This is a genomic window from Mucilaginibacter sp., from assembly GCF_041660805.1.
In the GTDB taxonomy this organism is placed as follows: domain Bacteria; phylum Bacteroidota; class Bacteroidia; order Sphingobacteriales; family Sphingobacteriaceae; genus Mucilaginibacter.
The window spans coordinates 461011-475794 of sequence record NZ_JBAZVP010000002.1 but is presented as its reverse complement, the minus strand read 5'-3'; the positions used below and the strand labels follow the sequence as shown (position 1 = coordinate 475794).

The following is a 14784-nucleotide window of genomic DNA, read 5'->3' as shown; positions in this document are numbered from 1 at the left end:
TTTTAGGTAGCCTAAAATAGCGAATAATTCTATTTAAAAATGACGGATGACTTGCTTTTTATGCGTAAAGGGAAAAAAAATTTCCATTAGCGCACAATGCGGCCTTTCCAGGAGTACTTGCGGGTGTTGCCAATTAAACCCACATAAACAAAGTAAACAATATGTATAGGCGCTAATATTATCAGCAAAGCAACTAAATTAGCCCGTTTAAAAAAGGTAGTTATCGGCAGTAAAAATGCAGCTTCAAAAAGATATTTTAACAGGAACTGTATCAGGAAAAGCTTAAAAAAGTAAATATTATAAAAGCCTAATAATGCGTTTACAATAAGAGAGAGATTAAAAAGCCAGATACAAACGGCCAATGCCACTATCTTTTTATCCTTATACCTTGTAGATTTTGATGCCCACCTGCGCCTTTGCTGCAAAAATTCCTGTAAGGTATGTTTGGCGTGTGTATAAACTATTGCCTGCGGGTTCTTAAAAAAGCCTATCCGGTTAGGATATTGCACAGCAACCTTTTGCAGCAGCAATTCGTCATCGCCTGATGCAAGATCGTCTATTCCTCTAAAACCACCTACTTCATAAAAAACATCTTTACGGTAGGCCAGGTTGGCACCGTTACAGGTTGATGCCCTGCCGTTGCCGATGAACGCGGCACCAATACCTATAAGGTATGAAAACTCCAATGTTTGCAGCCGTTCAAATAAAGAACGTTCCTCAAAATAAGTTACCGGCGATGATATCATTACCGGGTTATGGGTTTCATAATAGCCAACAATTGATGATAACCATTCTGGCCCCATGCGGCAATCCGCATCGGTAGCTACCATGAGGTCGCCTGTTGAACGGTCAATCGCTTCGGCAATCGCTTTTTTCTTGTAGGAGTTTAACGGCTTATCTGCCTGCAGTTGCATTAATTGAATACCATTTGCCGCGTAGCTGCGAATAATATCTGCAGTATTATCAGTTGAGTGGTCATCAACAATAATTACTTCTGTTAAATGCTTGGGGTAATCCTGCGCTATAATATCTTCAATAGTATAACGGATACGCTCTGCTTCGTCGCGGGCGGCTATAAGGATGGTAACTTTAGTACTTAAGGTTGCACCCTTAATATTTGGCCGTTTTAAGGCAGACCATCCTTTTATTAAATAGCCAACAACCAACAGGTATAAACCCGTTAGCAATAAAGAAATAATACTATGCAGTGCGATCAAAGAATTTAAGTTTTAAAACAAATACAGAGCCTAATATGGCCGGGATAATTAAGTTTATAAGCCATATGGCCGATACCGCTGCAATTATAGCTATTTGCTGGTTGGTTATATATAAAAATAAGTGCGCCGCTGTAAAACTGCGTACGCCAATGTCAAGCAGATCAAGAGATGGCAATGCCGATTGGATAAAGATGAACACGATAACTGTCATCATCATTTCAAAAAATGGAATGGAGGGGAGCAGCAAATGAATAATCAAATAATATTGAAATGTAAACACAAAGAAACGCGCCAGGCTATAGCCAATTACCAATAGCAGTTCGTTAAAATTATAACGCCCCATAATATCAAAGAACCTATGATATTTTTTAAGAAACTTAATGCGGTTCAATAGCAAAACCAGCCATTTAATATTAAAATAAAAAACCAGTAAAAGCCCTAAAAATATAAATGTAAGTATGGTTATGCCGATAAATATCCAGGTATTTAATTCGAGGAAATAGTAGATAAACCACAATGAAGCCAGCAGCCCGGTAATATTGGTGATCACATTTTGAGAGAAGGAACCAACAGCCATGGCAAAAACACCATGTATACGTTTACGATTAGGTAAAAACATTACCCGCCCGCCATATTCGCCAACCCGGTTAGGTGTAAAAATTGCCCAGGTTAATCCGCAAAAAACAGCTTCAACAGCTTCCCATACAGAGATACGGGCCAACCGGCGCGAAAGATATTGCCATTTAAGGCTTTCCAGCAGCCAGTTAACCATCATTAGCAGTACCACTGCCGAGAGCGTAAAAACTACCTGGTTGCCGCTTATTTGCTTAATTAACAGCTCAAACTGCTTCAGATTGGCATTCTTATTTAAAAACTGGTGGTAAATAAACGCGAATGCCAAAACAAGTATAGTCGCTTTAAGCAGATAGGAGAACAATTTTTTGGCTGCAGCTGTCAATTCTAAATTTTGTGCAATGTTACTAAAAAGCTAAAGCAAGCCGTAAGAAAAGTTTTTTCATGACAGTGCTAAGGTTATTGCTAAGACAATTTGAAGCCCGGATTGTTTGGATCTTCTCTAGCTTGCAATAGCCGACTATGACGGGGATAATTTATTGAGACTTTACATGGCCTTCTCGGCCAGCAGGTCATCTGTCAGTTTCTCAAACTCGCTGATGAATTCCGTATAATGATTACCTGTCCCCGGGCCACTAAACCCGGTATGGATCTTGCGCACATCGCCGGCTTTATCAATGATGATTGTAGTAGGGAAGCCCACAACTTTGGTAAGCATTGGCAGGCTTTTAGCCGTTTCTATCTTGTTATTGGTAAAACCGGTAATAAGTATAGGGTATTTAATGTCAAAGCGGGTTTTTAGCTGTGTCAGTGCTTTTTGTGATTTGGCAAAGTCGGTAGTGCGTTCGTAGGCCAGGCCAATAACCTCTACCCCTTTATGCTGGTATTTTTTATAATAGTTAACCATGTACGCGGTCTCATCCATACAGTTTGGGCACCATGATCCTAATATTTGTACAATAACCACTTTATTTTTAAAACGGGCATCGTTTAACGATACCGGTTTACCTGTAAGGTCTTTAAAGTTAAAGTCGAGTTTTTTATACCCTGGTTTTAAGGCTGTTAACGAATAAGCATCAGGCAGTTTCGCATTCTCATCCTTTACAGCCGCCCATACATCTGTACCGGTAGCGCCCGAGTAAAATTTACCGCCCGATATGGTTTTGTCGTCATCAATTTTAGCGGTGAATAAAAACGCGTGCCCACCATCAAAGCAGGAAAGATAAAGTTGATTGCCTGCTACGGTGCCTTCTAAAAAGCGGTAATCGCCGGTGGTGGTTAAGAAAGTGCCGGTTACCCTGGCGCCGGTTTGCTTAAATTCGCCAACGGTAGTATCCCTGCCATCACCTTCACCAATAATAGCCGACCAGCGGCCGGTTACATCAAACTTTGGCTTTTCGGCATCCTTAAAGAAACGATAGGGGGTAGCTGCGGTGGCCGTAAATTCCATAGGTACATCTTTTTCCCCAAGGTGTTTAATAAACTGGCCGCTAAGTGTATTGCCGGTTTGTTTCAGCTTGAATTCCGAATCAAACAAAGGCATCTTAATAAACACCGAATCGCCTTTTCCTGTTACGTTAGGAACCTTAAAATGCTCAGTGCTGTTAATAATGTCCAGTTCCTGCCTGCTGCCGGTATTATTTACATCAAAATTAAAAGGGATTTCCTGGCCCGCCGCGGTTTTTAGTGCCCCGCGCCATACGCCTGTTTTAAGTTTGGTTTGTGCTATGCTTATTTGTGTAAGCGCGGTAAGTATCACCGCGCTTAATATGATCTTCTTTATCATGGATAAAATAGTCTACTAATTTTATATACTTTCAAAAGTAACAAAACCGGTTAACTATTTCAAAACTTCGCGGGATATGACAATACGCTGAATTTCAGACGTGCCCTCGTATATCTGGGTGATCTTGGCATCGCGCATCATACGCTCTACATGATATTCTTTTACAAAGCCATAACCACCATGGATCTGTACCGCTTCAACAGTGGTACGCATGGCAGTTTCTGATGCAAACAGCTTGGCCATTGAGCTTGCCTGCCCATAAGGCAACCCCTGATCTTTTAACCAGGCGGCGCGGTAGCACAGTAAGCGGGCTGCCTCAATCTCGGTAGCCATATCGGCCAGCTTAAACTGAATGGCCTGCAAATCGGCAATGGTTTTACCAAATGCTTTACGCTCCTTGGCATATTGTAATGATAGCTCATAAGCACCGGCAGCTATCCCTAATGCCTGCGAGGCAATCCCTATACGGCCGCCTTCTAATGTAGACATGGCAAACTTAAACCCAAAGCCATCTTCGCCAATGCGGTTTTCCTTGGGTACTTTAACATCAGTAAACATTAATGAATGCGTATCAGACCCACGAATGCCCAGTTTGTTTTCTTTGGCGCCAACGGTAAAGCCTTCCATGCCTTTTTCAACTATCAGGGCATTTATGCCTTTGTGTTTTTTTGACGGATCGGTTTGTGCCATTACAATATAGGTAGACGCGCTGTTACCGTTGGTGATCCAATTTTTGGTTCCGTTAAGCAGGTAGTGGTCGCCCATATCAACGGCGGTAGTTCTTTGTGATGTAGCATCAGACCCGGCTTCGGGCTCGCTCAGGCAAAAAGCGCCTATTACTTCGCCTTTAGCCAATGGCACTAAATATTTTTGTTTTTGCTCCTCACTGCCATACTTTTCCAGACCGAAGCAAACCAGCGAATTATTCACTGATACCACCACCGACGCGGATGCATCAACCTTTGACAGCTCTTCCATTACTATGGAGTACGATATGGAATCCATACCGCTGCCACCGTATTCTGGTGATACCATCATTCCTAAAAAGCCCAATTCGCCCAGCTTCTTTATTTGTTCTGACGGAAATTTTTGATGTTCGTCGCGTTCTATAACGCCGGGTTTTAATTCGGTTTGTGCAAAATCACGGGCCGCCTGGCGTATCATTAAGTGTTCTTCGGTGAGTTCGAAATGCATGGTTATAGTTGAGAGAATAAAGTTATAAATATTATGCATGCATAGCAAAAATATCACAACAAAAAAAGAGAGCTTTTTTGAAGCTCCCTTTTCCCCTAATTAATTTAAACTATTGATTAAACCCAAAATAAAAGAACATGTTCATCTCAACTTGGGCAACTGAGAATTCAAAATAAGCCTGGACATCAAAAAAGTTTTTTACAGGTAGATGTATTTATATTTTTTCAAAGATGTATGCAGGGCCAATAAGTTTAAAACAAAAGCTAAGCCATTTTTTAAAATTGATAGACAGGCTAAATAATGATAATGGCATTTTCGCATAAATACCTGAAAGTTTTTTTGCTTTACCTGATTTTAAGAAGCATTGGTAAATATGGAGTGTACAGAAAAATGACATATTCTGTTTTTCAGTACATGTGCTGTATTTTATTTTATACAAAAACATGTTAAAAAAAGTCTGTTTGGCTGCTATTAAAACCGGGAGACGCTTTTTTGTAGCGAATGGCAAACAGTTATTCACGACCCATAAACAAATTTGCCCTGCTATCTAAAATAACTTGCATACTCTGCAGGTATCTCTTTAACAGGTTTTATCATTATATCCTTATAATAGATCTCGGCCGCTTCGCTTTGTAGCTGGAGCTTGCCTTTTATTAGGGGCTTAATTGTATTGCCATCTTTATATCTTGAACTTGATAGCGCCATAACTACTTTGCCATTTACAATATGCAGGCTCTTATCGCCGTAGGTGATCAGTTCAATTTCGTTCCATTCGCCTGGTTTATCCATGTTGGTTCCGGCCTGGCAAAAGCCGCCGTTGCCTGTAGCACCGCCAAGCGGAGTTAGCTTCCCGTTAATATTATCGAACTTATAGCTGGAATCTTTCACGGCCCTAACATCTGCCTGTGAACCGGCCTGTGACCAGTAATCGCCGGTGCTGTTTTGGATCACCTGGAACTCCTGGCTTAACATCCAGCTGCGCCAGTATTCTACACCGCATTTGCCCTGTGAGTGATATAACAAGCCCGAATCCTTTAACTCATCAATGCGCGGGATCCACTTTTTAGTCCCCCACTTGTATTTTAGCTTAATATGATAGTTCTCAAATTCCTGTTTGGTAAAAACACAACCATAGATCTCACCTGTAATGTGTAGCACAGGTTCACCGTTCACCATATCTACAGAAAACACATTGGCTTTATTAATATTATAACCAATAGGTTGTATCTCAACACCATTCTCATCAACAGGCGGCTTGCCTTTATAACCCGGCTTGTGATAGAAGCTCTGATAGATCTCCCACTTTGATAAGCTTTTATCCAGCAATGGCGTCCACTCTGATGGTGGCTGAAACGAAGTGCCGGTTATTAAGCATAATGCGCAGCAAAGGCAGGTTAACAGGTTTTTCATTTGTGAGATAAGGGTGGTTAATATCTTGTTTATTTGGCAGGTACTTTTAAACTCAAGGCTTCCATATAACCCTTGTTAGGGGTACAGTTTACAAACTTGCTATTCTCTAAAAAGCCATACAATGCTTGTTTTATTTGTTCCCTATCGGCAGGTGCTGCCTTGCGGATCTCTTCAAAACTGGCGCGGGGTTTTTCTGTATACTCTATTATTTTATCATAATTAGCAGGTACGTTAAAGCTCATAAAGCCCTTGGTATTATCCAGCTTTTTATACGGCCAGTAATGCCAGCCGATGTTATTTTTTTCGCACACTATCCTAAAATCCCTTACCCACTCGTCGGTATTTTCGCCGGTTTCGCCCACATAGATCGGCACGTTGTATTTGTTCCTGAAATCTACATATTCCTGTATAACTTTTTCAGTTGGGTCTGTCCAGTATTTATGGAAAGTATAAACCAGTTTGGAATCGAACGGCTGGCCAAACACTTTAAAGTTGCTGTCCCATTGGGCGCCGCCAATAAATAAAATATGGTTTTTATCTACCGTACGGATGGCGGCTGTTATTTCTTTATAGGTAGGCTCCAGATGCGGGTTCAGGTCTTTCACATCAAAGTAGTGCGCTATAGGTTCGTTAAGCAGGTCATATCCTAATATAATCGACTCATTTTTGTAATGGTTTGCAATTTTTTTCCAGATATCGGCAGTTAATTTACGGCTTGCAGCACTTTTAAACAGGAATGGGAAACCATTTCCATCATCTATATTATCGCCTGTTTGGCCGCCCGGTGCACAGTGCATATCAAGCATTACATACAGGTTTTCTTTTTTACACCAGCCTATCACCCTGTCCAACAATTCAAACCCGCGGTTAGGGTTGTTCTGCCCCATGTAGTCTTCAGTTGTAAAAAGTTTATAGTTAAACGGAATACGGATTGAGTTGCAGCCCGACGCTTTTAAAAAGTGGATATCCGCTTCGGTAATGTAGGTGTCCTGAAATTTGCGCCAAAAAAGTTTCATTTCTTCGGGGCCAACTAATTCGGTAAGCGCTTCATTGATGAGCCTTTGCGAATTAACCGATTTAAACTTAAACATGTAACCTTCCGGCACCAACCAGTTACCAAGGTTAGTCCCCTTTATCAGGAACGGCTTACCATCCGTACCAATAACGTCTTTTCCTTTAACACCTATAAATTTTGCGGTTTGCGCGGTTAAACTCAATGTGCCTGTAAATAGCAGAAACAGAGCGGCAATTACTTTTTTCATTATTATAACAAGGTTTATTTACTAATCATTTTTTAAATACACATAAGCTACATTCATGCTTGCCCCCGGAAGGTGGCAATGTAATACCCTTAGTTAAGGCATTCTTTAATTCCCGAACGTACCGCAAAACTTAAAACAGCAACATACAGGCATTAGCATGTTTAACGTCTTTTATAATGGCAGCAGTCAGGAATTATGATCTATAGTTGGTGTACAGGTAACACAAATATATACTATTATATCAGGATAATTAATGGTTTACTTTGCGTGGTTTTATTAATAATACGTAATTTGTAACACAAGGTTATTAATCAATGAGAAAGCTTTTAAAAACCACCTGTATCGCATCAGTCTGCTTGTTTTTGCTGCAAATCAGCGTGGATGCACAAAGTTTAAAAGTGGCTATAGCGGCTAATCTGCAACCGGTTATAAAGGTGCTTCAAAAAGATTTTAAGCAAAAAACAGGTATTACCGTAGCTGCCATATCCGGCCCATCAGGCAATTTGGCTACGCAAATACAAAATGGCGCCCCCTTTGATGTTTTTTTATCTGCCGATACCAGGTTTCCTGATAACTTGTATAAAAGTGGCTATGCTTTAAAAGCGCCCGTTGTTTATGCCGGCGGTGTGCTTATTATATGCAGCACAAAAAAGTTCACTTACAATAATTGGCCAAAACTGCTCACATCAAATAATATTGAAAAAATAGCAATTGGCAACCCGGCAATAGCACCTTATGGCAAAGCGGCAGAAGAGGCCCTCAAAAAAGCAGGCATATATGATAAAGTTAAACCAAAGATTGTTTTGGGCGAAAGCATTACGCAGGTTAACACCTATATTTCTACAGGGGTGGTGCAAATTGGCTTTACCACACTGGCGTTTACCAAAGAGGTAAAAAACAAATTTCAGCTCACTTACGCACTTGTCGACCCAAACACTTACCCGCCTATAAAACAAGGCATGGTGCTATTAAAACATGCGGAACATAATACCGCTGCCGAAAAATTTTATCAATACATTTTAAGCGCACCCGCCAAAAAAATATTTAAGGCATATGGTTATCATGTGCAATAAACCCAATCCCAATTAAATGGACCTATCACCCGTTTGGCTCACCCTAAAATTAGCGGCTATCACTACACTCATATTGTTGCTGATAGGATTGCCTGTGGCATGGTGGCTGTCAAAAAAACGCTCCATCTTCAAGATAGTTATTGAAGCAATTATTACCATGCCATTGGTTTTGCCGCCATCTGTTTTAGGTTTTTATTTATTGCTGGCATTTAGTCCGCAGCGCGGGTTTGGTAAATGGCTTAGCGAGGTGTTTAATGTGCAGTTTGTTTTCTCTTTCCAGGGATTAGTGCTGGCATCAGTTATTTACAGCATGCCGTTTATGATAAGCCCCGTTAAGTCGGCATTTCAGCAATTGCCCTTATCACTTTCACAGGCGTCATACACTTTAGGGAAAACGCAATGGCAAACTTTCTGGCATGTACTGTTACCCAACATCAAGCCATCGCTGCTAACTGCCGTTGTACTCACCTTTGCCCATACACTGGGCGAATTTGGTGTGGTGCTGATGATAGGCGGCAACATCCCCGGCGTTACGCGGGTAGCATCAATAGCCGTTTATGACTCGGTTGAGCAGATGGATTACGCATCGGCCAATAACTATTCGCTTATATTGTTTGCCATTACTTTTGTTATGGTGATCAGCGTGTTTATTTATAACAAGTACCAGGTAAAAAGCCCCTTAGAATGATAATAGTTGATATTGAAAAAAAACTAAAGACTTATACGGGGTTGCAGGTATTGCGGATCAAAAAGGAATTTACCCAAGGCAGCATTACCCGTGTAACCGGCCCATCAGGAGCGGGGAAAACTACTTTTATAAAAATGATAGCCGGACTGATAACACCGGATAAAGGCAGCATTATTACTAACGAAACATGGTTTGATAGCAGCCGGAGTATCAACTTAACGCCGCAGCAGCGCAGAACAGGTTTTGTGTTTCAGGATTACGCCCTGTTCCCTAACATGACAGTTAAGCAACATCTGGAATATGCCACCAATGATATGCAATGGATTGACCGGCTATTAAAAATTGGCCGGTTGGATACTTTTACAAATCATAAACCCGGGCACCTCTCCGGCGGGCAACAGCAACGGTTAGCCATTTTACGGGCACTTGCCATAAAACCAAAACTATTGCTGATGGATGAGCCGTTTTCGGCGTTGGATATAAAAACTAAGGCAGCATTAATAACCGATTTGCAAAAGCTATTTAAAGAGTTAAATGCTACAATAATAATTGTGAGCCATAACCCGCAGGAACTAGATGGAATAAGTAATGATGAAATTGATTTACAATAAATAACGGCCCACTTACCGTACCTGCATTACAACTATCTTATCCAGGTTGTGCAGATACCGGCGACCGGTTTTGAAATCATTGGCTGATGTCATCTGGATGCTTTCGGGCATCTTGTCAACCTTCACACCGTTCTTTTCCATAATGATGAATACATGATCACCTACCACCGTATTGAACAATTCATTCCATGAATAAACTACTTTATAGCCATCGGCACCGGTGCAAACAAGGTAAAAACGACTCAATAGTTTCGGGCTGGTGGTTTTGAATTTGGTGTGCGATAGAATATCTTTCAATAGGATGCCTCTCAACTCGTCATCTTTATGCTTAAAGGCGCCGGTATGGTCGGTTACATTTATATCGCCGATGGGCTTAATGGTATATTGCTTTAATGAATCTAAAGTGATAACAGATTCCTTTTCAACATCACCGGTTATAGCAAACTTTTGAGTTTGCTGGTTTTTTTCCTGCGCAAACGCTGCACCGGAACATATTAAGAATAGCAGTATAAGTTTTTTCATTTATAATGTAATAAAAATGCTCAAAGCTAACATTGATTAACCTTGAGCAAATTAAGAAAATTGTAATTAGTAAGATTAAATAAAAAATTAAAGCGCTGCTAAAATGTCTTTTACAGACGCGCGTTTACTGTAGTCCTTATCAAAATGCACAAAGGAAATTTTACCCGCGCTGTTAATAACATAGGTAGCGGGCACCGGCAATACATTGTCGGCATTGCCGTTAGCCTTGCTCATATCAAGCCCGTAACCTTTGTATTTAGCTACTGTGGCATTATCCATAGTATAATTTACGCCATAACTTTTCATGATACTGTAACCCTTATCCTGCACAATGGCATATGATGCGTTTGTTTTACCAACGGTTTTTATAATATTCTCATCGGTTTCCGGCGTTACACCAATTACATAGGCACCCTTGCCACTTAAAAGCTGCAGTGAATCTTGTATATGCTGCATTTGCTTGTTACAATATGGGCACCACTGCCCCCTGTAAAAAAATAACACAACAGATTTATGTGTTTTAAGCAAAGCTTTAAGATCAATCTTTTTGCCGGAATTATCTATAGCCGTAAAAGACGGGGCATTGGCACCAGCCTTTAAACCGGTTTGAGCCATTCCCTGCACTGAAAGTATTAAGCCCAGCGCAATCAGTATATAATTTTTCATAAATTTAATTTAAGGGTTAACAAATAAAGAAGGGGCGCTTACACCCCTTCCCTGTTAAAAACAAAAACAACCTCCCAATTATTTATTGCCTTTTCCCATTTTGTCTGTTGACATTTTATCCATTTTTGAAGAATCCGTTTTCATCTTGTCCATTTTCTTCTTCTCCATTTTCATTTTGTCTTTGCCCATCTTATCCGTTTTTTTCTTTTCCATTTTGTCTTTCGACATTTTATCCTGGGCCATTTTGTCCTGGAAAGACGAAGTGTTTGCACTTGCGCTAAATGTAACCGCGCTTACTAAAAGGATAGCTGAGATAATTGATTTGTAAGGTCTCATGTTTTTTAAATTTTAATTTGACCCTTTGTCGTGGTTATTAAACAAACCTTACAGCTATTTTATTTTCTATTTAAATGATCTTCAATACGCTCCTGCATTATCCCTTTAAACTGATCGTCCAGTGTAATAACCGGCTTCTCTCCTGTTTTTAACAATTGCCTGATCATTTCATTTATTTTTTGGCTTTGATCCATATAAATCCTGCATATACCACAGCCTGCAAGATGAATCCGCAGCTCTACTGTTTCCCGGAAAGTGATTTTGCCTATCAATCTTTTATCTATGAGGTAGGTGGCCTTCCTGCAGTTGTACAATATCCTTTTTAAACCATTCATTTTTACATCCAGTTTTTTTGAAGGCAAGCCCTCAGGTTAAGTTTGGCCCTGTGTATTACCACCCAAAAATTTGCCTGGCTTATTCTTAATTCGGCACAAACAAAATCAGTTGTTTCATCATCCAAATGTTTCATGGTAAATACCGATAGCCATAGTGCAGGCAACTTTTGCATACATCTTTGCAGTACCTGGTTTAACTCCTTTTTTGTAAAAGGGTCATAATCATCCATACCAAAACGTTGGGGCCAATATTCTTTTTTCCAATGCCCTTCTTCCTGAAAAAAATCATCTTCAGCTTTTACATCAGTTATCTCCTGTGCCTTTAGTCCCGAAGAATTTTTCCGGTACACATCAATTATTTTATTTTTTAATATGGCTGTTAACCACGTTCGTTCAGAGCTTTTGCCGGCAAAGTTATGCATGCTTTGCAACCCGGCTAAAAATGTTTCTTGTACCAGGTCACGTGCCTGCTCTTCATTACGGATACGTGTAATTGCATATATATACAAATAATCGGCATATACTTTTACCCAATTATGGGGGTTAAGCTGATGACCGGTGGGAGGTATTTTTATTTCGTCCATCATTTAAAAAATCGTTAGTCGGCATTATATCTAAAACCTTACAGCAAATTGCATTTATAATTATTTTAAGTGATTACCGTATAGTAAATTAACAGTTATAATTAAAGCGTTTATAAATTATTTGTAAGGATTGTTTTATTATAACGACCAATAGGTTAAACATTGCAAAAATGAAAAAGATAAAAATATTAAGCTTCATCGCGTTGCTGGTTGTATCAGGACTGGTGTCTGCGGCATTTATAATTATAAAATCAGATAAAGCTGCGTTAGCTAACAATGGCGATAAAGGATTTGCCGTAGTTGAACTATTTACATCAGAAGGCTGCTCCAGTTGCCCCGCAGCCGATGCGGTAGTTGCAAAAATTGAAAAAGAAAGCGCCAATAAACCCGTTTACATATTAGCTTATCATGTTGATTATTGGAACCGCCTGGGCTGGAAAGATGTTTTTAGCAGTGCTGATTATTCGCGCAGGCAAAACATGTATGCCAATTGGTTAAATTTGAGTTCGGTTTACACGCCACAGGTAATTGTGAACGGCAAAACTGAATTTGTTGGCTCACAGGAAGGCACCTTGCGTAATGCTATACGTAATAGTTTACAAAAAGAACCGGGATCAACTTTAACCTTAACTAATTTAAAAACCGGCAACAACCTGCTTACATTAAATTACAACATTAACAACACTGCAAATAACACCCTGCTTATAGCGTTGATACAAAAAACAGCAACAACCGTTGTTAAAAAAGGCGAAAATGGCGGCCGTACTTTGTCACATGTACAAATTGTAAACAATATTCAAGAAATTCCATTAACCAGCACAACAGGCGAGGCGAAGGTTACCTTACCTCCCAGTTTTTCAGCACATAATTACGAGGTAATAGCATTTTTGCAAAACGTAAAAAACGGTGAAATAATAGCGGCAACACGTTATGCATTTCCGGCTGGTGTTATGGCAAATAACTAACGCGGCTCTGATAAAATAGTTAACTTTACCTAACCTGAAAAGCAGTATACAATACTCCCATCAATGAAAGTTATAAAAGAAAAACATTCCCTGTTAATGCGGTGGACACATTGGGTAAACTTCCCGATACTCGCCATTATGATCTGGAGCGGGATGCTGATCTATTGGGCAAGCGATACCTATTCTATCACTTTATTTGGGCATACTTATTTTAAGTTCTTTCCCGAAGGTTTTTATAAAGCCCTGCATATTCCGCAGCGCCTGGCCGAAGGGATGGCGTTCCATTTTTTGTTTATGTGGTTCTTTGCTATAAATGGTTTGCTGTATGTTTTGTACACACTGATATCCGGCTCATGGCGGGAACTGGTTCCGCAACGCAAATCTTTTAAAGAAGCATGGCTGGTGTTATTGCATGATCTGCATATTCGCAAAATGGCCCCACCGCAAAATAAATATAATGCCGCTCAGCGCATTGCTTATACGGCCATCATTATAATGGGGTTTGGGTCATTAATAACCGGCCTGGCAATTTATAAGCCGGTGCAATTTAATACTATTACCTGGCTGTGCGGAGGCTACCATGCCGCACGGATAGAGCATTTTGTTTTAACCATTGGCTATGTATTATTTTTTGTCATCCATGTTATACAGGTAGCTTTAGCCGGATGGAACAACTTCCGGTCGGTGGTATCCGGTTTTGAAGTAGTAAATGAGCAGCCTAAACCTGCTATACAATCAACACCCAAAAAAGATGGAGAATAATAAGAAGCCCAAAAAAGAACTTACTGTTGATCAGAAGATCAAAAGGCGCAATTTTATCTCATTTGGCGTGTTCGCGGTAATGAGCGGAGCGGCCTATGGGGGCTGGCGATGGCTTTACAAAGCGCCGCAAGAGGTTGCAGGTATAACCGCCGGGGCGCGTGTACCTTTACGCAGGGCATTAAACAAAACCGAACTTTTTTTCCGGAACTTTTTCAGCAGTAATCACCTCGTTAAAACCTATCCAAAAGAAATGGCAGCCAAAAACGTGCGCCACAATAGCGATATTGGGGTAAAGGGGCACTTTGTTGTTGACGATTGGAAACTGCAGGTTAAAAAATATACCGGCGAAATTATAACCATTACCATAGATCAGATCAAAGCCCTGCCTAAAACGGAGATAGTGTTTGATTTTAAATGTGTTGAAGGCTGGGACCAGATCCAATATTGGGGCGGCGTAAAAATGATTGATTTTATTGAACATTTTGGCTTAGCCGAAGAAACCAAACTGGGCTATGTTGGGTTAGTGACGCCTGACGAGAAGTATTACGTTGGGCTTGATATGCCGAGCGCTGTACACCCGCAAACTATACTGGCTTATGAAATGAACGGGAAGCCTGTACCTATTAAACACGGTGCGCCGTTAAGGCTGATCATCCCCGTTAAATATGGCATAAAAAACCTAAAGCGGATTGGCAGCATCACCTTTAGTGATACCCGCCCGCCCGATTATTGGGCCGAAAATGGGTATGATTATTATTCGGGATTGTAGCCCTTAAATTTTACACTTAATATTTGCATAT

At 40.4% G+C, this 14784-nt stretch carries 17 protein-coding genes; 6 read left to right on the top strand and 11 right to left on the bottom strand.

Annotated features, from left to right (window positions below):
- Positions 1-86: 86 nt before the first annotated feature.
- The 6 genes from WC743_RS05220 to WC743_RS05195 all read right to left on the bottom strand — a co-directional run bounded on the left by WC743_RS05220 (position 87) and on the right by WC743_RS05195 (position 7442).
- Positions 87-1217, bottom strand: a complete 1131-nt coding sequence (locus tag WC743_RS05220) for a glycosyltransferase (protein ID WP_373010775.1) — start codon at positions 1215-1217, stop codon at positions 87-89.
- Entirely contained in the window at positions 1201-2175 is a 975-nt protein-coding gene (locus WC743_RS05215) for a lysylphosphatidylglycerol synthase domain-containing protein (RefSeq protein WP_373010774.1), read from the bottom strand. The genes WC743_RS05220 and WC743_RS05215 overlap by 17 nt, the downstream gene beginning before the upstream one ends.
- 162 nt (positions 2176-2337) lie before the next feature.
- Positions 2338-3576 carry a TlpA disulfide reductase family protein gene (locus tag WC743_RS05210; protein ID WP_373010773.1) on the bottom strand — a complete coding sequence of 413 codons (1239 nt, stop codon included), beginning with the start codon at positions 3574-3576 and terminating at the stop codon, positions 2338-2340.
- Between the two features lie 54 nt (positions 3577-3630).
- Complete coding sequence (locus WC743_RS05205) at positions 3631-4770, bottom strand: acyl-CoA dehydrogenase (RefSeq protein ID WP_373010772.1); 1140 nt, start codon at positions 4768-4770, stop codon at positions 3631-3633.
- A 543-nt stretch (positions 4771-5313) separates the two neighbouring features.
- The gene (locus WC743_RS05200) at positions 5314-6180 is read right to left on the bottom strand and encodes a DUF1080 domain-containing protein (RefSeq protein WP_373010771.1); all 867 of its coding nucleotides are present in this window, start codon (positions 6178-6180) and stop codon (positions 5314-5316) included.
- Positions 6181-6209: 29 nt separating this feature from the next.
- Complete coding sequence (locus tag WC743_RS05195; RefSeq protein ID WP_373010770.1) at positions 6210-7442, bottom strand: glycoside hydrolase family 5 protein; 1233 nt, start codon at positions 7440-7442, stop codon at positions 6210-6212.
- Between the two features lie 314 nt (positions 7443-7756).
- Between WC743_RS05195 and modA the strand changes: the two genes are divergently transcribed.
- The 3 genes from modA to WC743_RS05180 are packed head-to-tail and all read left to right on the top strand — an operon-like array spanning position 7757 to position 9814.
- The gene (gene modA / locus WC743_RS05190) at positions 7757-8515 is read left to right on the top strand and encodes a molybdate ABC transporter substrate-binding protein (protein ID WP_373010769.1); all 759 of its coding nucleotides are present in this window, start codon (positions 7757-7759) and stop codon (positions 8513-8515) included.
- A 16-nt stretch (positions 8516-8531) separates the two neighbouring features.
- Positions 8532-9203, top strand: a complete 672-nt coding sequence (modB, locus tag WC743_RS05185) for a molybdate ABC transporter permease subunit (RefSeq protein WP_373010768.1) — start codon at positions 8532-8534, stop codon at positions 9201-9203.
- Entirely contained in the window at positions 9200-9814 is a 615-nt protein-coding gene (locus WC743_RS05180; RefSeq protein WP_373010766.1) for an ATP-binding cassette domain-containing protein, read from the top strand. The genes modB and WC743_RS05180 overlap by 4 nt, the downstream gene beginning before the upstream one ends.
- Before the next feature lie 12 nt (positions 9815-9826).
- Here the strand turns inward: WC743_RS05180 and WC743_RS05175 are convergent, their stop codons facing one another.
- The 5 genes from WC743_RS05175 to WC743_RS05155 all read right to left on the bottom strand — a co-directional run bounded on the left by WC743_RS05175 (position 9827) and on the right by WC743_RS05155 (position 12260).
- Positions 9827-10336, bottom strand: a complete 510-nt coding sequence (locus WC743_RS05175; RefSeq protein ID WP_373010764.1) for a hypothetical protein — start codon at positions 10334-10336, stop codon at positions 9827-9829.
- An 87-nt stretch (positions 10337-10423) separates the two neighbouring features.
- Entirely contained in the window at positions 10424-11002 is a 579-nt protein-coding gene (locus WC743_RS05170; RefSeq protein ID WP_373010763.1) for a peroxiredoxin family protein, read from the bottom strand.
- A gap of 78 nt (positions 11003-11080) precedes the next feature.
- Positions 11081-11338, bottom strand: a complete 258-nt coding sequence (locus tag WC743_RS05165) for a hypothetical protein (RefSeq protein WP_373010761.1) — start codon at positions 11336-11338, stop codon at positions 11081-11083.
- A 59-nt stretch (positions 11339-11397) separates the two neighbouring features.
- Entirely contained in the window at positions 11398-11700 is a 303-nt protein-coding gene (locus WC743_RS05160) for a hypothetical protein (RefSeq protein WP_373010759.1), read from the bottom strand.
- Positions 11676-12260, bottom strand: a complete 585-nt coding sequence (locus WC743_RS05155) for a sigma-70 family RNA polymerase sigma factor (protein WP_373010758.1) — start codon at positions 12258-12260, stop codon at positions 11676-11678. The genes WC743_RS05160 and WC743_RS05155 overlap by 25 nt, the downstream gene beginning before the upstream one ends.
- Positions 12261-12427: 167 nt before the next feature.
- Here WC743_RS05155 and WC743_RS05150 point away from each other — a divergent pair, with 167 nt between their 5' ends.
- The 3 genes from WC743_RS05150 to WC743_RS05140 all read left to right on the top strand — a co-directional run bounded on the left by WC743_RS05150 (position 12428) and on the right by WC743_RS05140 (position 14753).
- Complete coding sequence (locus WC743_RS05150; protein ID WP_373010757.1) at positions 12428-13222, top strand: DUF1223 domain-containing protein; 795 nt, start codon at positions 12428-12430, stop codon at positions 13220-13222.
- Between the two features lie 63 nt (positions 13223-13285).
- A complete protein-coding gene (locus WC743_RS05145) occupies positions 13286-13984 on the top strand; it encodes a cytochrome b/b6 domain-containing protein (RefSeq protein ID WP_373010756.1) in 699 nt (232 codons plus the stop codon).
- On the top strand, positions 13974-14753 hold the full coding sequence (locus WC743_RS05140) for a molybdopterin-dependent oxidoreductase (protein ID WP_373010755.1): 780 nt from the start codon (positions 13974-13976) through the stop codon (positions 14751-14753). The genes WC743_RS05145 and WC743_RS05140 overlap by 11 nt, the downstream gene beginning before the upstream one ends.
- The last annotated feature ends 31 nt before the right edge of the window (positions 14754-14784 follow it).